Genomic DNA, 19,918 nt, shown 5'->3' on the forward strand with positions numbered 1-19,918 from the left:
AATTCATTTTTAAGAGGAAGCAATTACAGGTAGGAGTTTATGGAGGAAAAGAAAAAAGCCCCCTACATCAGGGAGCGATTAATCGCATTTCATTAGAGTACTTTGTACACGGGCTGCTCGCCTACAAAGTGGACAGGCAATCCGGGGAAGGCATGGTCAAGCCTTGCTGCCAGAAGCTTCATACCCGCGGCCTCGCTTTCGGCATGTCCCATCATAATAAGTGCCTTTTGTTTGCCCTGCTTCACAGCATCACGTATGTATTCCGGTGTTTCCCATTCGAAGCCTTCGCCTGCGATAATGAGGTCCAATTGTTCGTTATGAAGTAAGGGGATGGTTAGATTACCGTTTCCACGGAAACCGACCAACACTGCTGCACGCTTGCAAGTCATCTCCAGACTGCCGGCAACGCGCACATATTCAACTCCAAGTGTACCTTTGATATGTTCTGCAATCTGCTGAACCGTCATGTGATCATCGAAAGAAATAATATCTGCTTCGGGCTTTCTTTGCACGACATAGGATGACCATCCCAATGCCTGAATTAATCCTTCCGTGATTCCATCGGGTTGAATCTGGTGAATGGAATCATGACAACGATAAATGGCAATTCCCGCCTTCTCAATGAGGCTGCGCTTCGTCTGATAGACAGGGTCTTCAGTGAGCCACTCCGTGTGACTATGATGGTTATAGAAGGGAGGCTCATGAGCGATAATCAGATTGGCTCCCTGATGTATTGCCTGCTCAATGACATGCTGTGAGGGCATGAATGTAACGATAATACCCGTGACGAGCTGCTCCATGGATCCGCTAATCAGCTGATCTACCGTGTTTTCCCGCAGCTCCACATGGGCGGTCAAATGATGGATAAGATCTTGAACGGTAATTTTCATGAATGCGATACCTCCAAATGACAGGATACAGAATATACTCCCAGTTTATCATTTTGTACAGACGACAGCATTACACTTTGTGAAACGGGGTTAAGTAGTTTTCTTCTATGGGAAAAAGTATACTTACATAGAAGCTTTATCTAGATTAAACAGAGCATCCATTCAAACCTCCACTGAACATGTGAGCTTTAGCATACGTTTTAATTTTGATAAAGGAACCAAGCAGAGAAAGGTGATGATTACATGACAGCCAGCACCATTATGGAACGTTTGAAAAGTGAGACGGCTCATTATCACAGACAAGTAGAACAGAACGACTATGCCAAGGCTATTATGAGTCAAACCGTGAGTTTAGAAGAGTATAAGCAGTATTTGGAAAAATTCTACGGCTTTCTGAAACCGATGGAGGAGCAGGCTTTGGATCAGCCGTTCTGGGAGAGCACCGGACTGGATTACGAAATCCGTGGGAAAGCCACTTTGCTAGAAAATGATTTGCGTCATTTGGGTTCCAGCGAAGTGGACATAGCGCAGCTGCCAAGATGTGAGGAACTGCCTGATATATCTTCACCTGCACGATTGTTCGGTTATCTGTATGTAATTGAAGGGTCTACCAACGGGGGTCAGATCATGACCAAGCGCCTGTCACAGTTTTTGCCGATTGAAGCAGGCCGCGGGCTTGAATATTTTAACGCTTATGGTGCGGAAACCAGAACGAGATGGACCGAATTCACGCAGCAGCTTGTTCAGTTCGCTCGCAGCGAGGAAGAACAAGACGACATGGTTCATACAGCTTCCGAAACATTCCGATTGCTTGATCAATGGATAAATACCAAAGTAAACTAATCATTCGTATGTCATGACAGCTCTTAAAGTACACTGACCTCAGTGAGAGCATGGTCTAATATCCCTTAGGATATCAATCATTGATTTTTATAAAGTAAATGAGTATGGAATGGCGTTTGAACTGGAAAACAGTTTGAGCGCCATTCTTTTTTGAATGTTTATTTTCGTCGCCGCTGACACAGGACAAGTGCTATAATGATGCTTATGGATACACTTGTTCGTATTGCGAATATGAAGGGACGGTGAAACAGCATTCAATGAAAGACGATTCAAGGCAGTTGGAGTTTATCGAGATTGATCTGAGCGAAGAGCCGGAAACTGCGGCAGTGCCGGTGCCTGAACGTTCAACAATGGCCCACAGGCAATTCCATTCAAGGCAGGCTAGTGGTAGCATACTGTCTTCCGAGAAACGATTTGTGGAAGAGGCGAGGCACCTTGAAGAAACGGAAGGAGAGCCTGCTCCGTTTGTACCTTTTATGAGCTACTGGCCAACTTATGGCGTCATGAACGAGCCTCAGCGGGAATGGTATCTGTATTGGAGATCGGAAGTTAGGCATGAAAGATACCCGGATACGGATCTATCCTATCTTTTTGTCCATACGTATGAGTTGATTAACGGTATAGGGTGGAATGAACCCCAAGTGGGTTTTGATCAGCTGAAACGGTTATGGATACAATACAGGGCGCGCCATCCGCAGCTGGACGTTTATATGCAGGAATGGCTCATGGATTACGCGCTGGTTCATCAACTGTACATGTCAATGTCCGAGATTTTGGACGTTACAAGTGGATATCTTCCAGCGGAGATGCTGGATATGGAGATGCACCGGATTTTGCAGAATCATGTTGCTGAAGTTTCGTTAAAACTGCTGCGCCGATATTATGACTACGATATCACGCTCAGCAAATTTTACAGGGATGGTGGCGAGGAAGTTCTCGAAAGGTATATTCCCAAGGTTATGGCACTCGTCGATTCTTATTTGCTGCGTACACGTCAGGGAGGGATCGTTGACCAGTTCAAACTGGTTAACGAAAGAACGACGGAACGGATGTTATTTCGCAAAGCGGTTTACGATGATGCTCTTTATGGCAAATCGGTGTTGTTAACCTATGTGCCCATTGGAGAGAACACAGATTTTGTGCAATTCGTTACGCGTATATTCCGATGTACCGAGAATAAATGTCGTGAGCTGCTCGGTTTTAGAGGGCGATTGCGTGGAAAGACTCTTGAACCCGAATTGGCGGGCCTGATCGAACGCTACCTGGATAAGGCATTTGCAGCGGAAAAAGCGGAAGCCGTCAAGAAACCGATTATTCGAATCAATACCGAAAGACTTCTATCTTTGCAGCAGGAGAGCGAATACGTCCGTAAAGCCTTAATGATTGAAGAGGACGCTATTGCGGAACATGCAGCAGTTTCGTCAGACTCCATTCCTCTTGGGGAGGGAGAAGCAAAAATTAACGATGATTTCCCTGAAGAAGAACCGATTAGTCATGAGCCAGTCGGTCTGCAATGGGAGGAAACGGCTGCAGATGTATTGGATGAGGAGTGGTTCCGCCTGGCAGAACAGCTTGCTCCCCAGCATGTGCTGGTTATATATGCGCTATTGGGTGCGGAGCCTGATACCGGGCTAATGCGTGTCGCAGAACAATTCGGGACGATGCCCGCACTTCTGCTTGATGAAGTGAATGATCTTGCAATGGAGACCATCGGTGATCTGCTAATAGACAGTGACCGGATCGTTCCTGAATATATGAATGTATTTGAACATGTGAAGAGGTGATAGGACAATGACCGAACTAAAAATACCGAAGCGGCTGACCACCGCACTGGTGAATTCATTGACAGCGGGCGTTGTGCCGCGGATCGGACTGGAGCAAATCGCTGTGGGCCGTAAGCCTGAAGTGGATGCGATACTGCGCGATTTGGATAACATTGCTGAGGGCGGCGCGGCGTTTAAACTGATTACGGGAAGGTATGGCAGCGGGAAAAGCTTTCTTTTGCAGATGATACGCAACTATGCGATGGATCGGGAGTTTGTTGTTGCAGACGCTGATCTGTCACCAGAGCGTAGATTGGTTGGTACCAAAGGTCAGGGGCTTGCAACGTATCGTGAGCTAATGACTCGTTTGTCTACACGCACACGTCCGGATGGCGGGGCACTTGAACCCATCCTGCAGAAATGGATCGCTGCCTTGCAGCAACAGGCGATGCAGAACCAAGGTTTGCGGCCTGATGATCCTGCTCTCCCGGCAGAGGTGGAGAAACAGATTTATGCCGTTACGAATGAGATGCAGAACCTGGTGCATGGTTTTGATTTTGCCAAAGTGCTTGCATCATACTGGAACGGATACAAACTGGGGGATGATGACCGCAAACAGGCTGCACTTCGCTGGTTAAGAGGGGAGTATGCCACCAAGACAGAAGCCAAAAAGGAGCTTGCTGTTGGTGTTATCATAGACGATGACAACTGGTATGACTATTTTAAATTATGGTCGGAATTCACGGCACGGATTGGTTATAAAGGGCTGCTGCTCTTCATTGATGAAGCGGTGAATCTGTACAAAATCACCAACAGCATCTCCCGGCAAAGCAATTATGAAAAACTGCTGACCATGTTCAACGATACAATGCAGGGCAAGGCGGAGCATCTTGGCATATTTGTGGGAGGTACCCCGCAATTTGTGGAGGATGAGAGACGTGGGTTGTTTAGTTACGAGGCGCTACGCTCCAGACTGATTGATGGGCGTTATGCAGCGAGAGAATACGCAAACTACACGGGACCCATCCTGAAGCTTGCGATGTTATCTCACGAAGAGATTTTGATCCTGCTGCAGAAACTGCGTCAGATTCATGCCCTTCATTTTGCTTATAGTGCTAGCCTGACGGATGAAGATTTGGTTGATTTCATGCAAACAGCAGTAAACCGTCTCGGTGCAGACGAGCTGTTAACGACTCGTGAAGTAGTGAGGGATTTCATGGATGTGCTGCATACACTTCACCAGAATCCGGAAGTGACCTATGCTCAGCTGCTTGGAGAACGGACGGCCAAGCCGAAGAATGATGGAAAAGGAACGGATTCTTCGACAGCTCCGGATGAGATGGACGATTTTCTGGCGGAATTTGAATTATGAGTGATCATCCTTTTTACAGACTGGCCCCATTTGTACAGGAATTCATCTACAAAAAAAAATGGGATGCACTCCGTCCTGCCCAGATCGAAGCATGCCATATCTGCTTCAATACCCCGCATCATATGCTGATCGCGGCAGGCACAGCTTCAGGCAAGACAGAGGCTGCTTTTTTTCCTGCACTGACCGAGCTGTATGAACGTCCTTCCAAATCTGTTGGCATCCTGTACATCGGGCCGCTAAAGGCACTGATCAATGACCAGTTTGAACGTTTGAAGGACCTGCTGTCTGAAGGCAATATACCGGTATGGCACTGGCATGGGGATGTGCCACAAGCAGAGAAAACCCGTTTGGTGCGGAATCCGTCCGGAGTTCTCCAGATTACCCCGGAATCGCTGGAAGGTCTGCTGATGAACCGTCCGAATGCCATTCCAGCGCTATTTCATGATTTAAGGTACGTCATTATTGATGAGGTTCATGCGTTCATGGGAGCAGATCGCGGTATTCAGGTATTGAGTGAACTGGCGCGGATTGAACGAATGGCTGGCTGCAAACCCCGCAGGGTGGGACTTTCTGCGACATTAAGTGACTATGATGCAGCTACAGCCTGGCTGGCAGCCGGAACGCAGGAGGGCGTGGATGTCGTTTCTTCTCCAGGCGGCCGCAAATTGCGCTTGCGGGTGGAGCACTTCTCCTTTCCCGATGCCCGGGATGAAGAACAGGCAGAACATCTGCACAACGCACGAAAAGCCTACTACGATTTTATCTATGAGAGTACTCATCACAAAAAGGCACTGATCTTCACCAACAGCCGTACGGATGCCGAAGTGACCATCCTTGAGATGAGAAGAGTAGCCGCACGGCGAGAGGAAAGGGATGTGTTTCATGTGCATCATGGCAGCATTTCGGCCATGCTCAGAGAGGAAACCGAAGCTGCCCTGAGAACCGGCGTCGGGCCGGCAGTAGCCGCCGCAACTGTAACGCTGGAGCTGGGGATTGATCTTGGTGAATTGGAGCGGGTTGTGCAGCTCGGAGCCCCTTACAGCGCATCGAGTTTCGTCCAGCGTCTGGGCAGATCGGGCAGACGGGATGACATGGCTTCGGAGATGCTATTCGTATGTCCGGAAGAAGAGGATGAAGAAGCGCAGCTTCCGGCTCGCATGCCCTGGACGCTGCTGCGGGCTATTGCTGTCATCGAGCTGTATGTGAAAACCAAGTGGGTTGAACCTCTTGAAGCTCGTAAAATGCCGATGGGTGTTCTCTATCATCAGACGATGAGTATGCTGAAAAGCATGGGAGAAGCAGAGCCTCGTGAACTTGCGTATGCCGTACTTTCAATTGCGCCGTTCAGCCAGATCCGGGCCGATCAGTACCAGACTTTCCTGAATTATCTGATCGAAACGGATCATCTGCAATGGACTGAAGAACGAACATTAATCATCGGGTTAACTGGCGAGAAGACAGTGAATAACTATCGTTTTTACGCTGTTTTTAAAGATGATGAGGAATACAAGGTACTGAATGGCTCAGAGGAAATTGGTTCGATTACGACAGTCCCGCCGCCAGGGTATTGCTTTTCGCTTGCGGGTAAGCTGTGGAAAGTGGAAGAAGTGGACCACAAACATAAAGCCGTGTATGTGAAGGCTGCCAAAGGCAAAGTGGACACCTTATGGCTCGGTGCAGGGGGTGACATTCATACCTTGGTAGTCCAGAAAATGCGCGAGGTTCTGTCTGATTCTGTGATCTATCCCTATTTGTCTCCACAAGCGGTAAATCGGCTTGAGCGGGCACGTCGTTTGGCACGAGAGAGCGGGTTATTGAAGCAGGTTGTCATTCCCGCAGGAGGCGACTCCGTTTACGTTCTGCCTTGGGTGGGGAGTAAATCGTTCCGAACACTGGAACGTTTGATGAAGCATAATCTGTCTGACAAGCTTGCACTGCGTTCGGTTGTGCCCATGGAGCCGTATTATTTTGTTGTCTCTGGTAAAGTAGATGCACGTACACTTCTCGCAGAGATTATGAGTGAGTGCCGAACCGTTGAAGATGCTTCAGGACTGCTGGCAGAAGACGAAGCACCGTATCTCGGTAAATATGATGAATTTGTGGCGCCGCCATTGATCCGGGAAGCTTTTGCCGTAGATGGCTTGGATCTGCAAGGGTTACAGGAGGGATTGGAACAGACCCTGGCTTGGGAATCTCCTGGATTATCATGACACTGATAGTAACGTCCAAGCCGCATATGTTTCAAATTTGTTTAAATTCATGATGAGGGTTGACACCATCTCACCTGCCATGTAATATATGAAAAGTCGTCACATACGTTACATCACAAAAGCATACTTTATTTCGTATAACCTCGCAGGCCAGAAGTGTACACAGGGCGAGGGTCTCTACGGGAAGCCTATACTTCCTAACTACGATGCCAGGGAATCAATTGATGTTCCTTGCTCGAAGTTAGGATTTTTTGCGTTTGGATGGCAGGTTGTGACCTTGGCATGGAATAGACATGCGGACGTAATATCGATCATCAGGAGGTTCAATCATAATGAAATACTATTTGTCCGTTCTCGCTGGAGCGATGAGCTATGGCATCTTGTCCACTATTGTGGTACTGGCATACGGTGAAGGATATCAGCTCGGTGAGGTTGTAGGCTCACAGCTGATCACGGGATTCATCCTGTCCTGGATGCTGGCATTATACACGAAGTTTAAAATTAAACGCAGATCACAGGCAGATGGCAAATCACCATCATCATCAGCTGCAGCCAACGTTTTCACACGTTTGACGTGGAAGCAGCGTTTGCTATTGATGGCTGCCGGAACGCCGACGGTCATTACGGGCCTGGTTTATTATCAATCATTGCGTTACATTCCGGCATCACTCGCGATTATCCTGCTGTTTCAGTTTACATGGATTAGCGTATTGATTCAGGCAATAAGTAAACGTCAACGTCCGGATAAAGTCACTTTCTTGACACTGATTATCCTATTCGGGGGTACGCTGCTTGCCGCAGGTTTCTTGGAACAGGGACTTAGTGAGTTTAATGGTCTTGGTATTGCTCTTGGACTAATGGCAGCTGTGAGTTATTCGCTGTTTGTATTGTTCAGCGGCAAAGCCGTTCCATCAGCACATCCTGCGTTTCGCAGCGCCTGGATGGTTACAGGCGGATTAATCCTGCTCTGCATTTTGTTCCCGCCAACGTTCTTGTTTAACGGACTGATCTGGAGCCAGCTGCTTGTGTTTGGATTACTGCTCGGATTTTTCGGTGCTTTCATTCCGCCAGTCCTCTTCGCCGTAGGGGTTCCTCATATCGGAGGCGACATGGCAGGCATTTTGGGTGCGGTTGAACTACCGGTTGCGGTACTGTTATCTTCCTTCGTACTCCATGAACATGTCAGTGGGCTGCAATGGTTTGGCGTCATTATCGTTCTAATCGGTGTTGCCCTGCCAGAGTTATATAAAATGCGGCTGAAGCGCAGTCGGAGCACACCGCTGTATTCCTGAAGACAATAGGAAGCAGGGATGCAAAAGAGTGTTAGTGGAAATAAATATAAACGTAAAGAAGCCTGAGTAATCAGGCTTTTTTTCTACGGTTTGAAGGTTTTTCTGTGAATTTTGAGCTATTGTGAAATGCATAATCTGACATGGCCCATAGGGGCCATTTTCATCTATAGCAGCTTGAGGTATGATAGAGGTTGTACTTTTAAATGATGAAAAGAGGCATGTTGATATGAACAGCTCAATCAAGAAAATGTGGCCGTGGCTAACGCTAGGCATTGCTGTAATTGTATTACTCGGATCCTTTCTCGTATATTTCATGGGCAAGGATATGTCCCCTGGCTCGGGGAATTCAGTAACGGCACAAGCCGGGACACCAGAGGATTTAGCGGGATATGAAGTCATTGATGTCAATGTTAGTAACGATGGATTTGAGCCTGGTGTGATAGAAGTTAAATCGGGAGTTCCCACCAAAATTAATTTTATTCTCACCCGGTCAGTCACCCATGTTAAATCGGTTGGTTCACAAGAACTTGGCTTGGATTTATACATGCAAAAAGGAGATAACTACTACACTGTTGACGAAAATTTGCAGCCTGGAGAATATGAAATTCACTGCGGCATGTACATGATATACGGAACGATTAAGGTAGTATAAACGGAGGAGCAGAGTCAGTGACAAGCTGGCTTTGCTCCTCTTTTGTATGCGTGATATCATGGACTAGTGAGACATTCCATCTGGAGGTGGCCTATTATGAAAGCGCTATTTATTGGAGGAACAGGCACAATCAGTACAGCAATTACGAATCAGCTCGCCAGTCAGGGCTGTGAACTCTATTTGATCAATCGGGGAAATCGGAATGATGACCTGCCTGCGGATGTGAAAGTGCTGCAAGCTGATATCAATGATGAAGATCGAGTGGCGGACCTGATTGCGGATCTGGAATTCGATGTGGTTGCAGACTTTATTGCTTTTGTACCGTCACAGCTCGAGAGGGATTATCGTTTATTCAAGGACAAAACGAAACAATTCATATTCATTAGTTCGGCATCTGCCTATCAGACGCCGCTTGCTGATTACCGCATTACCGAAGGCACACCGTTGTCCAATCCTTACTGGGAATATTCACGCAACAAGATCGCCTGTGAAGATTACCTGATGAAGCAGTATCGGGAACACGGATTTCCGGTGACGATTGTGCGCCCAAGTCACACGTATGGAGACCTGTCCGTACCACTGGGTGTTCATGGGGCCAAAGGGAGCTGGCAGGTTCTCAAGCGCATCCGCGAAGGCAAACCCGTAATCATTCATGGTGATGGTACATCGCTCTGGACGATAACGCATAACAGTGACTTTGCCAAAGGATTTATCGGTCTTATGGGGAATATTCATGCCATTGGTGAGTCTGTACATATTACATCGGACGAGTCAGTGACGTGGAATCAGATCTATGAGATTATCGCAGGAGTACTTGGTGTCAAACTGAATGCGGTTCATGTACCGTCTGAGTTTTTGGCGGCATGCAGTGATCAGGATCTTAGAGGCGGTTTGCTTGGGGACAAGGCTAATACCGTGGTATTCGACAATAGTAAGCTGAAGAGACTTGTACCTGAATTTGTGGCTACAACGAGGGCAGATCAGGGAATCAGGAAGACGATTCAGTTTATTCTTGCTCATCCTGAATTGCAGACCGAGGATCCTGAATTTGACGGATGGTGTGATAAGGTGGTTGGCGCACTGGACGAAGCATTGAAGAAGATCAGAGAATAGAAGTGGGGGAACAGATATGACCCAAACCGGGCATCGAATAGTAAAAGAAATAACCAAAACGTTGACGCTGGACTACTTGCTGCACGTTCCCGAAACGGAAGAACAACCTGCGGAACAGAAGTGGCCCGTTATTCTGTTTCTTCATGGTTCTGGGGAGTGCGGCAGTGATCTGGAAAAGGTCAAAGCGCATGGGCTGCCGCAAATAGTGGATCAGGACAAGAGCTTTCCGTTCATCGTGATATCTCCACAGTGTCCGGAGGATGAATTCTGGGCAATGGAAAAGGAGGCACTGATTGCGATTGTCGAACATGTGCTGGACAACTATCCTGCAGATCCGAAACGGGTATACCTCACAGGATTAAGCATGGGCGGTTACGGGGCTTGGCATCTGCCGGTCGACTACCCGTATGTATTCGCAGCGGTGGCTCCCGTGTGTGGAGGAATAAACCCATCCAAAGCTGAAGCCTTGAGCAATGTGCCCATCTGGGCATTCCATGGTGCTAAGGACGACGTTGTTTTGCTCTCGGAATCACAGGGGATTGTGGATGCACTTGAAGCGTTGGATGCAAACGTGAAGCTTACAGTCTATCCTGAAGGCAATCACAATGCGTGGGACGAGACGTATAGCAATCCTGAACTGTACAAGTGGTTTCTTAGTCATACCTTGTAATCCATTGTTCATCAGCCATTGATATTTGGAATCATCAAGTGTATTAACCCTGTTTTTAATGCTATAATAGGTTGCCAATATGATAAAAAAGGGTAATGAACTATGGTGATGAATGATGAATAACAAGTTTATCCGAATCTATGAAGATATAGCAGCTCATATTCGGACTGGAGAAATCGAGGCAGGTACAATGCTGCCGTCAGAGCTCGATTTATCTGAAAGCTATCAGACGTCCAGAGAGACGATTCGCAAAGCATTAAAAATGTTATATGAGGAAGGTTATATTCAGAAAATTCAGGGCAAAGGTTCTGTTGTACTGGATATTCGCAAAATCGATTTTCCCATCTCGGGTCTGGTGAGCTTCAAGGAATTGGCCAAAAAGATGGGACATCGGGCCAAAACGCAGGTTGAGGTGTTTGAGGATCAAAAGGTAGACCAATCCTTGTTCAAAACCATTCATTTCGGAATGGATGAACAGGTGTGGAAAATCGCACGCGTTCGTAATGTAGATGGAGAACGGGTCATTCTGGACAAGGACTATATCAGTCAGCGTCTCGTTCCGGGATTGAGCAAAGAGATATGCAACAACTCCATTTATGAGTACATTGAGGAGGAACTGGGGTTGTCCATTTCTTTTGCCAAGAAGGAAATCCTGGTGGAAGAGCCTACCGAAGAGGATCGAAGACTGATGGATCTGGACGGCTTTCACAATGTCGTGGTTGTACGCAGCCAGGTCTACTTGGAGGATGCGAGTCCTTTTCAGTTCACGGAATCCCGGCATCGTCCGGACAAGTTCAGATTTGTTGATTTTGCAAGGCGAAAATAATTTGTAATGTCAGGTAAAAAAGAGTACCCGTTCACATGGTCGGGTGCTCTTTTTGTTGTAGGTAAGTCTTTTCATGAAAGAAAAAATTCCTTTTTGTAGTAAAAAAAGAGTTGACTGGTAAGCGTTTTCATTTTATCATAACCTCATAACTTAAACGATAAAGTAATTTTAATTGAATATAAATTACCTTTATTAGTTTACTTTTTGAGTTTTGTTTTAGTTGAATGTTTTATGATTTTAGTTAACTTATTGCCTTGAGCAGGGTTAATTGAAATATAAAAAATTTTAGGGAGGTTTCAATCTATGGCCAAGTTGCAAAAAGGCACAATCTTCACCGTCATTGCAGCACTCATGTTTGTCATTCTGGGGAGCGCTGCCCCCAAAGCATCAGCAGCTGCCGGTTTTTACGTGAGCGGCGGCAAATTGTATGATTCCACGGGAAAAGCATTTTACATGAGAGGCATCAATCATGGACATTCCTGGTTCAAGAATGACTTGAACACAGCCATTCCTGCAATTGCGAAAACGGGTGCCAATACGGTCCGTATTGTTTTGTCCAACGGAACACAGTACACCAAAGATGATCTGAACTCCGTTAAAAACATCATAAATGTTGTAAACGCTAACAAAATGATTGCAGTCCTTGAAGTACATGACGCCACAGGCAAAGATGACTACAATTCATTGGATGCAGCAGTTGACTACTGGATCAGTATCAAGGAAGCATTGATCGGCAAGGAAGATCGGGTTATTGTGAATATCGCCAACGAGTGGTATGGCACATGGAACGGAAGCGCATGGGCAGACGGATACAAAAAAGCCATTCCAAAGTTAAGAAATGCAGGCATTAAAAATACATTAATCGTGGATGCAGCAGGCTGGGGGCAATATCCTCAATCCATCGTGGATTATGGGCAAAGTGTCTTCGCCGCGGATTCACAGAAAAACACGGTATTTTCCATTCACATGTATGAGTATGCAGGCAAAGATGCAGCAACCGTGAAATCCAATATGGAAAGTGTGCTGAACAAGGGGCTTGCATTAATTATCGGTGAATTCGGAGGATACCACACCAATGGAGACGTCGATGAATATGCAATCATGAAATATGGTCAGGAAAAAGGGGTCGGATGGCTTGCGTGGTCTTGGTACGGGAATAGCTCAGGCCTGAACTACCTGGATATGGCCACAGGACCTAACGGAAGCTTAACAAGCTTTGGCAATACGGTCGTTAATGATACTTATGGCATCAAAAATACTTCCCAAAAGGCTGGTATTTTTTAAGTGAGCATTTTGCATAAATCCAATAAGCGACTTCCAATCTTCAATATATAGATCAAAATGGTCTTACAACAGAATAGTAGGAATACAAGAATAGCTGAACACTCTGATCATTTCGTCAGAGTGTTTTTGATCATTCAATTATCAAAACGCCTTCCTTTTGATTTTTTCCGTTTATATTTAAAAACTCTTGTTTTCAAAACAAAACAAAGATGATAAACTCTGATTAGGAATAAAACAAACATTATCGGAGGGAAATGAATGGTACAGAGTTTATGGAACACTTCACAGGCTTTAGAGCAAACAACGGGTCTGGAGCAGCTGGTCTATCGATCCAATTTGATTGGCGCAGATCGCAGTGTATGTAACATTTACGGAGGAAACACATCTACCAAAACGACAGTGAAGGATTTTCGTGGCCGCGATATAGAAGTAATGTACGTGAAAGGAAGCGGATCCGATTTAGGCTCGATGCAAGCGAAGCATTTTACAGGTCTGGCTCTGGAAGACATTCGTCCCCTGATTGAACGTGAATCCATGACCGATGAAGAGATGGTTGAATATCTGGGGCATTGCATGATTGATTCCAAGCACCCTCGTGCTTCCATCGAGACGCTGCTGCATGCGTTCCTTCCATATAAACATGTAGACCACACACATCCGGATGCGATTATCAGTCTGTGTTGTGCGGATAACGGCAAAGAGTTGGCAAGAGAAATTTATGGAGACCGTTTTGTATGGGTGCCTTATGTTCGCCCAGGCTTCACATTATCCAAGATGATTGCTGAAAGCGTATTCGCGAATCCGAATGCTGAACTGGTTTTGATGGAGAAGCATGGACTCGTAACATGGGGAGAAACATCCGAGGAATGCTATGCACAAACCATCAAAATCATCAATGAGGCTGAAGCTTTTATCGAAGCACGCGTGAATGAGGGAAGTCTGTTCGGCGGTGTTAAACACCCGGCCCTCGCAGCTGAAGTGCGGCGTGAGATCGTAGCCAAAGTGATGCCAACGCTTCGCGGTGCAGTATCGGATAGCAAAAAAATGATATTGTCCTATGACGATCAGGACGATGTACTTGCCTTTGTAGGTGGAGCGGATTCGCCACAACTGTCTCAGGTGGGAGCAGCATGCCCGGATCATCTGGTACATACCAAAGTGGTACCCTTATTTATTGAATGGACACCAGATGCTGAAGATATTGAAGGTCTGAAAGCCAAGCTGGTCGAAGGTGTTGCTGCCTACAAAGAGCAGTACCAACAATATTTTGAGAGCAACAAAAATGATGGCGATGTGATGTTCGAAGCAGCACCTCGCGTTATTCTCATCCCAGGTGTGGGCATGATCAATACAGGCAAGAGCTGGGCCCTGTCGCAAGTGAGTGGGGCACTGTATCACCGGGCTATTGCCGTTATGCGTGGTGCGACCAGCTTGGGCAAGTTCGTATCACTCAGCGCTAATGAGTCCTACAATGTAGAATACTGGCCGCTTGAGCTGTATAAATTGTCTCTCGCCCCAGCCGAGACGGAATTTTCCCGGAAAGTAGCGTTTATTACAGGTGGCGCCGGCGGAATCGGAAGCGAAACTGCACGCAGGTTGGTATCCGAGGGCGCGCATGTCGTTTTGGCTGACCTGAACCTGGAAGGTGCTAAAAAAGTGGCACAGGAAATCAATGACCAATATGGTGACAATCGTGCATATGCTTTGAAAATGGACGTCACTGATGAGGAAGCCGTGCAATCGGCGTACGCGGAAGTAGCCGTACAATATGGCGGTGTGGATATCATCGTTAACAATGCGGGCCTTGCCACATCCAGTCCTTTTGACGAAACATCCCTGAAGGAATGGAACCTCAACATGAACGTGCTGGGTACCGGATATTTCCTCGTTGCCCGTGAAGCGTTCAAGCTGATGAAGCAGCAGGGAATTGGAGGCAGCATGGTCTTCATCGGGTCCAAAAACTCGGTCTATGCAGGTAAAAGCGCTTCCGCTTACAGCTCGGCCAAAGCTCTTGAAGCACACCTTGCCCGTTGTATTGCAGCAGAAGGCGGTGAATATGGCATTCGTGTCAACACGATACTCCCTGATGCCATCCTGCAAGGTTCTGCGATCTGGAATGGTTCCTGGCGGAATGAACGGGCGGCAGCGTATGGCATTGAACCGGATCAACTGGAAGAGTATTACCGCAAACGCACCACATTGCTCGTTAATATTTACCCGAGAGATATCGCGGAAGGAATTGCTTTCTTCGCTTCTTCCAAATCCGAAAAAACAACCGGATGCATGATGACCATTGATGGTGGTGTACCGGCAGCATTTACACGTTAAGAGGAGGGTTCTTGCGAATGGATAACCAAGTGAAGCAAGCGTATGAAGCGGCCAAATTGTTATATGCCCAGCATGGAATAGATACGGATGAAGTCCTGGAGAAGCTTGCAGAGATCAAGGTATCGGTACATTGCTGGCAAGGGGATGATGTCAAAGGCTTTCTGAACCAGGATGGAGAATTGACCGGAGGCATTTCCGTTACGGGTCAATATCCGGGAGCTGCAACGACTCCTGCTGAGCTTCGGGCAGATCTGGAACAAGCCTTTTCCCTGATTCCCGGCAAACATAAGGTTAACCTGCACGCGATCTACACCGATACGGACGAAAAGGTAGAGCTGGATCAGATTGAGCCCAAGCATTATGAGAAATGGGTGCAGTGGGCGAAAGAGCAGGGACTTGGTCTCGACTTTAATCCAACCTGCTTCTCTCACGAGAAGTCAAGCGACGGTTTTACACTCAGTCATCCGGATCCCGAAATTCGCAAGTTCTGGATTGATCACTGCAAGGCATCCCGGCGTATCGGTGCATACTTCGGAGAACAGCTGGGCCAGACGTGCGTCACCAATGTATGGGTACCCGATGGCTTCAAGGATAATCCGGTTGATCGTATGACCCCTCGGAAACGTCTTAAGGATTCTCTGGACGAAGTGTTTGCGGAGAAGCTCGATCCGAAGCATAATCTGGATGCGGTAGAGAGTAAACTGTTCGGCCTTGGTTCGGAAGCATACGTTGTTGGGTCACACGAGTTTTACATGGGATATGGATTACAAAATGATACCTTAATCTGTCTGGATGCAGGTCACTTCCACCCCACAGAAGTCATCTCCAACAAGCTGTCGTCCCTCGCGCTGTTTACCAGTGGCATCCTGCTGCATGTCAGCCGTCCGATGCGTTGGGACAGTGACCATGTCGTCATTATGGACGATGAGCTGCTGGAAATTGCAAGGGAACTCGTTCGTCACGACCTGCTGCCAACTACACATGTTGGACTCGATTTCTTTGATGCCAGCATCAATCGGGTCGCAGCCTGGGTAGTAGGTACACGCAATACGATCAAAGCGCTGCTGCGCGCCATGCTGGAGCCAGTAGAGGCTTTGAAGACTGCTGAACTGCAAGGCGATTATACCTTGAGACTTGCACTGACGGAAGAATTTAAATCCTATCCGTTTGGTGCCATCTGGGATTACTATTGTGCCAAGCAGGGGGTACCTGTTCGAGAGAAGTGGATCTCCGTGATCAAAACTTATGAAGAGAACGTTTTGCTTCAGCGTGGTGCTTCGCTCGTATAGTAAGTGTATGTGTACAGCCATTATCTATCCTTTTCCGTACATTAATAAAAGTCCGCAGTGGAACCAACCGGTCCACTGCGGACTTTTTGACGTGTTTATCGTTCCCCATGCATAAGTGTTCTAAGAAATTACATACTAGAAATACATAACAGGCTTACAGAATTATCATTGGACATGAGTAAAACGAAGAGGAGGATCAATAAAAATTGAATCTCGCCCACAATAAATTGTATGTCGCCGCACTGGGCGGTGTAAACGAAATCGGCAAGAACATGTACATCATTCAGTACAATAAGGACATCATTGTCATCGATTGTGGTTCCAAATTTCCGGATGAAACCTTGCCAGGCATCGATCTGATTATTCCGGATGTCTCCTATTTGCTGGAGAACCTGGACCATGTAAAAGCACTTGTCGTTACCCATGGACACGAAGATCATATTGGGGGCATCCCTTACTTTTTAAAACAAATGAATATCCCTGTGTATGCATCCAGACTTACCCGTGGCTTGATTGAATTGAAACTCAAAGAGCATAATATGCTTCGAACAGCAGATCTTCACACAATCGATGCTCACTCCACCTTCATGCTGGGGGAGATCGAGGTATCTTTTTTTGCAACCAGCCACAGTATACCAGACTGCTTGGGTGTTTTCTTCCGCACGCCTGGAGGAAATGTGGTACATACCGGCGATTTCAAATTCGATATGTCACCTGTGAACGGGCCTTATCCTGACCTGTACCGAATGGCGGAGATCGGTAAACAAGGCGTTCATCTGCTGCTGTCCGAAAGTACGAATGCGGAACGGCCTGGCTTTACACCATCAGAGCGCGTTGTCGGTGATCGTATTCTGGATGCATTCATCCGAGCGAAGCAAAAAATATTTATCTCCACCTTTGCTTCCAATGTCAGCCGGGTCCAGCAGATTGTGAATGCCACGTTTGAGACCGGCCGCAAACTGGCTTTGTTGGGCAGAAGTATGGTCAATGTCGTGTCAGTTGCAAGTGATCTGGGGTACCTGGATGTTCCTGACGGTCTGCTGATTGAAGCGATTGATGCGGATCAGTTTCCTCCCGAGCAGGTCGTCATTCTTTGTACGGGAAGCCAGGGGGAGCCAATGGCTGCGCTGTCCCGATTGGCTACAGGTAAGCATCCTCATGTGAGAGTAGCAGCAGGAGACACCGTGATTATTGCAGCAGGGGCAATCCCGGGCAATGAGCGCAACCTTGCCCACGTTATTGATAATCTGTACGTATTGGGGGCGAGAGTCCTTTATGGTTCAAGCGGTTCAGGGGGCATGCATGTTTCAGGGCATGGCAGTCAGGAGGAACTCAAACTGATGCTGACGCTGATGAAACCGGATTATCTGGTGCCCATCCACGGCGAATTCCGCATGCTGTATCAGCACAGATTGCTGGCTGAATCGGTTGGGATCGACCCTGATCATGTATTCATCGTGAATAACGGGGATATGGTTCAGTACAAGGACGGCGTAGCATCACCAGGGCCGAAAATTGCTTCAGGCAACAGTCTGGTTGACGGATTGATTATGGGCGACGTAGGCAATATTGTGCTTCGTGACCGCAGACAGCTGTCTTCAGACGGCATGCTGGTCATCGTGACGACGCTCAGCAAAACGGAGAAACAAATGGTCACATCTCCCGAGATCATCTCCAGAGGATTTGTGTTTGTGAAAGACTCGGAAGAGTTTATGCGAGAGATTCATGGATTGGTGCTATCCAGAATGGAAGAACTGACCGGAGCCGGTGTGAACCAGTGGAATGTCATCAAAAGAAAGCTCAAGGACGAAATCGGACATTACATCTACGCCCAGACGAAACGAAGACCGATGATCCTGCCTATAATCATTGAGGTATGAGTAATGGTCACAATAAGAAAAGCCTGAGGGATGCCCTATCAGATGTTTCCATGGAACGGCAATTTCCATCAGGCTTCTTCTTGTTTTCATTTAAATACGATCTGCTCACTCATTCCGCAATTTATTGATCGTTCAATAAACCGGATTGTCTCACCGAGGAGAGGAACTGATGGAATTGTTCGATGTTCAACTGCTGCGCACTATCGGAAAGCGCCACCGCCGGATTCGGATGAACTTCTACCATGACGCCATCGGCACCAGCTGCCAGAGCAGCTTTGGCGCACGGAGCCAGAATATCCTTGCGGCCTGTAGAGTGGGTTACATCCACCAGAACGGGTAGATGGGTTTCTTGTTTTAAAATAGGCACGGCAGAGATATCGAGGGTGTTGCGCGTCGCTTTTTCATAGGTACGAATACCTCTTTCAATCAGCATGACTTGCTTGTTCCCACGGGAGACAACGTACTCCGCAGCATGCACGAACTCATCAATGGTTGCGGCCAACCCGCGTTTAAGCAGAATGGGAATGTTGACGTCTCCCGCAGCTTTGAGCAGCTCAAAGTTTTGCATATTCCGGGCACCGATCTGGATCACATCGATATAATCTCCTGCCAGCTCGATATGACCTGGATGCACAATCTCACTGATCGTTTTAAGTCCGAACTCATCTGCCACTTCTTTGAGAATCTTCAATCCTTCAATCCCCAAGCCCTGAAAATCATAGGGTGAGGTACGTGGCTTGAAGGCACCACCGCGCATGACCGGGATACCGGCTTCTTTCAAAGCTTTGGCGACCTCCCGAACCTGCTCATAACTCTCAACGGAGCAAGGTCCAGCAATCATGATCGGTTTGCCTGCGCCAACCTTGATTTCACCGATGGAGACAACCGTGTCTTCCTGCTGATTTTTACGGCTGACTAGCAGCTGTTTTTTGTGTTCGTCGACCTGCAGATGCAGGGAAGCCTGGAAAATTTGCTTGAACAGCAGCTTAATGGCATCATCGTGGAACGGCCCAGGATTGGCCGCAGTCAGTTCTTCCAGCATTTCTTTTTCCCGAACGGGGTCAAATTTGGGAACTCCCTGTTTTTCCTTGATCTGACCGATTTCCTGTGTAATCTGGGCGCGCTCCGATAACAGGTGAAGTAAACTATGATTAATCTCATTCAAACGGCCTCGTAATTGCTCCAAATTTCTATTCTCATCCATGTTCACACTCTCCTCTGCAATTTGGATATGGATTGGTTTAATGAAAAATGCAAAAAGGCCCTTCATCCGCAAGGGACGAAGAAGCCGTGGTACCACCCTAATTAGAAACGGCCCTGCCAAATTGCAGGCACACCTGTTTCTCACTTTGACCTTTTAACGCAAGGAACGGATTGTCCTAGAAGCTGGATCACAAAAAATCAGCTCTTCAGCAATCGGCTCAGGAGTGAACTTCGGCGGTTGGTTGCTTCGGATGCTCTCAGTCTCTGGCACCACGTCCCTGTAATCAACGCTTTATTCCGCTT

Annotated in this window: 15 protein-coding genes; 13 read left to right on the forward strand and 2 right to left on the reverse strand. The window is 47.3% G+C overall.

What is annotated here, in order from left to right; genetic code table 11:
• Window positions 1-92: 92 nt before the first annotated feature.
• Window positions 93-890 carry a Nif3-like dinuclear metal center hexameric protein gene (locus AAIH57_RS02545; protein ID WP_430020431.1) on the reverse strand — a complete coding sequence of 266 codons (798 nt, stop codon included), beginning with the start codon at window positions 888-890 and terminating at the stop codon, window positions 93-95.
• A gap of 243 nt (window positions 891-1,133) precedes the next feature.
• Between AAIH57_RS02545 and AAIH57_RS02550 the strand changes: the two genes are divergently transcribed.
• The 13 genes from AAIH57_RS02550 (at window position 1,134) to AAIH57_RS02610 (ending at window position 18,412) form a co-directional block, all read left to right on the forward strand.
• Complete coding sequence (locus AAIH57_RS02550) at window positions 1,134-1,733, forward strand: biliverdin-producing heme oxygenase (protein ID WP_430020432.1); 600 nt, start codon at window positions 1,134-1,136, stop codon at window positions 1,731-1,733.
• Between the two features lie 257 nt (window positions 1,734-1,990).
• Window positions 1,991-3,517 (forward strand): TerB N-terminal domain-containing protein, encoded by a 1,527-nt coding sequence (locus AAIH57_RS02555; RefSeq protein WP_430020433.1) that lies wholly within the window; start codon window positions 1,991-1,993, stop codon window positions 3,515-3,517.
• A gap of 7 nt (window positions 3,518-3,524) precedes the next feature.
• Window positions 3,525-4,868 (forward strand): ATP-binding protein, encoded by a 1,344-nt coding sequence (locus AAIH57_RS02560; RefSeq protein WP_175396337.1) that lies wholly within the window; start codon window positions 3,525-3,527, stop codon window positions 4,866-4,868.
• Entirely contained in the window at window positions 4,865-7,078 is a 2,214-nt protein-coding gene (locus AAIH57_RS02565) for a DEAD/DEAH box helicase (protein ID WP_175396338.1), read from the forward strand. The genes AAIH57_RS02560 and AAIH57_RS02565 overlap by 4 nt, the downstream gene beginning before the upstream one ends.
• A gap of 332 nt (window positions 7,079-7,410) precedes the next feature.
• On the forward strand, window positions 7,411-8,370 hold the full coding sequence (locus AAIH57_RS02570) for an EamA family transporter (RefSeq protein WP_430020434.1): 960 nt from the start codon (window positions 7,411-7,413) through the stop codon (window positions 8,368-8,370).
• Between the two features lie 226 nt (window positions 8,371-8,596).
• Window positions 8,597-9,022, forward strand: coding sequence for a cupredoxin domain-containing protein (locus AAIH57_RS02575; protein WP_430020435.1), 426 nt, complete (start codon window positions 8,597-8,599; stop codon window positions 9,020-9,022).
• Between the two features lie 96 nt (window positions 9,023-9,118).
• The gene (locus AAIH57_RS02580) at window positions 9,119-10,135 is read left to right on the forward strand and encodes an SDR family oxidoreductase (protein ID WP_430020436.1); all 1,017 of its coding nucleotides are present in this window, start codon (window positions 9,119-9,121) and stop codon (window positions 10,133-10,135) included.
• A 16-nt stretch (window positions 10,136-10,151) separates the two neighbouring features.
• The gene (locus AAIH57_RS02585) at window positions 10,152-10,805 is read left to right on the forward strand and encodes a prolyl oligopeptidase family serine peptidase (RefSeq protein WP_430020437.1); all 654 of its coding nucleotides are present in this window, start codon (window positions 10,152-10,154) and stop codon (window positions 10,803-10,805) included.
• Between the two features lie 115 nt (window positions 10,806-10,920).
• Window positions 10,921-11,631 (forward strand): trehalose operon repressor, encoded by a 711-nt coding sequence (gene treR, locus AAIH57_RS02590; RefSeq protein ID WP_175396417.1) that lies wholly within the window; start codon window positions 10,921-10,923, stop codon window positions 11,629-11,631.
• Window positions 11,632-11,982: 351 nt separating this feature from the next.
• Entirely contained in the window at window positions 11,983-12,915 is a 933-nt protein-coding gene (locus AAIH57_RS02595) for a glycoside hydrolase family 5 protein (protein WP_430021322.1), read from the forward strand.
• 258 nt (window positions 12,916-13,173) lie between these two features.
• Complete coding sequence (locus AAIH57_RS02600; RefSeq protein WP_430020438.1) at window positions 13,174-15,243, forward strand: bifunctional aldolase/short-chain dehydrogenase; 2,070 nt, start codon at window positions 13,174-13,176, stop codon at window positions 15,241-15,243.
• 17 nt (window positions 15,244-15,260) lie between these two features.
• Window positions 15,261-16,532, forward strand: coding sequence for an L-rhamnose isomerase (gene rhaA, locus AAIH57_RS02605; protein ID WP_175396345.1), 1,272 nt, complete (start codon window positions 15,261-15,263; stop codon window positions 16,530-16,532).
• A gap of 206 nt (window positions 16,533-16,738) precedes the next feature.
• A complete protein-coding gene (locus AAIH57_RS02610; protein ID WP_175396346.1) occupies window positions 16,739-18,412 on the forward strand; it encodes a ribonuclease J in 1,674 nt (557 codons plus the stop codon).
• Window positions 18,413-18,533: 121 nt separating this feature from the next.
• On the opposite strand, the gene AAIH57_RS02615 is transcribed toward AAIH57_RS02610, so the two are convergent.
• Window positions 18,534-19,616, reverse strand: a complete 1,083-nt coding sequence (locus AAIH57_RS02615) for a bifunctional 3-deoxy-7-phosphoheptulonate synthase/chorismate mutase (protein ID WP_175396347.1) — start codon at window positions 19,614-19,616, stop codon at window positions 18,534-18,536.
• Window positions 19,617-19,918 lie beyond the last annotated feature (302 nt).

The sequence above is a fragment of the Paenibacillus sp. MABNR03 genome (assembly GCF_050455445.1).
Classification (GTDB): Bacteria; Bacillota; Bacilli; order Paenibacillales; family Paenibacillaceae; genus Paenibacillus; species Paenibacillus xylanilyticus.

Coding starts and splice junctions, on each gene's coding strand:
- AAIH57_RS02545 (WP_430020431.1), bottom strand. CDS start 890: ATGAAAATTACCGTTCAAGATCTTATCCATCATTTGACCGCCCATGTG.
- AAIH57_RS02550 (WP_430020432.1), top strand. CDS start 1,134: ATGACAGCCAGCACCATTATGGAACGTTTGAAAAGTGAGACGGCTCAT.
- AAIH57_RS02555 (WP_430020433.1), top strand. CDS start 1,991: ATGAAAGACGATTCAAGGCAGTTGGAGTTTATCGAGATTGATCTGAGC.
- AAIH57_RS02560 (WP_175396337.1), top strand. CDS start 3,525: ATGACCGAACTAAAAATACCGAAGCGGCTGACCACCGCACTGGTGAAT.
- AAIH57_RS02565 (WP_175396338.1), top strand. CDS start 4,865: ATGAGTGATCATCCTTTTTACAGACTGGCCCCATTTGTACAGGAATTC.
- AAIH57_RS02570 (WP_430020434.1), top strand. CDS start 7,411: ATGAAATACTATTTGTCCGTTCTCGCTGGAGCGATGAGCTATGGCATC.
- AAIH57_RS02575 (WP_430020435.1), top strand. CDS start 8,597: ATGAACAGCTCAATCAAGAAAATGTGGCCGTGGCTAACGCTAGGCATT.
- AAIH57_RS02580 (WP_430020436.1), top strand. CDS start 9,119: ATGAAAGCGCTATTTATTGGAGGAACAGGCACAATCAGTACAGCAATT.
- AAIH57_RS02585 (WP_430020437.1), top strand. CDS start 10,152: ATGACCCAAACCGGGCATCGAATAGTAAAAGAAATAACCAAAACGTTG.
- treR (WP_175396417.1), top strand. CDS start 10,921: ATGAATAACAAGTTTATCCGAATCTATGAAGATATAGCAGCTCATATT.
- AAIH57_RS02595 (WP_430021322.1), top strand. CDS start 11,983: ATGTTTGTCATTCTGGGGAGCGCTGCCCCCAAAGCATCAGCAGCTGCC.
- AAIH57_RS02600 (WP_430020438.1), top strand. CDS start 13,174: ATGGTACAGAGTTTATGGAACACTTCACAGGCTTTAGAGCAAACAACG.
- rhaA (WP_175396345.1), top strand. CDS start 15,261: ATGGATAACCAAGTGAAGCAAGCGTATGAAGCGGCCAAATTGTTATAT.
- AAIH57_RS02615 (WP_175396347.1), bottom strand. CDS start 19,616: ATGGATGAGAATAGAAATTTGGAGCAATTACGAGGCCGTTTGAATGAG.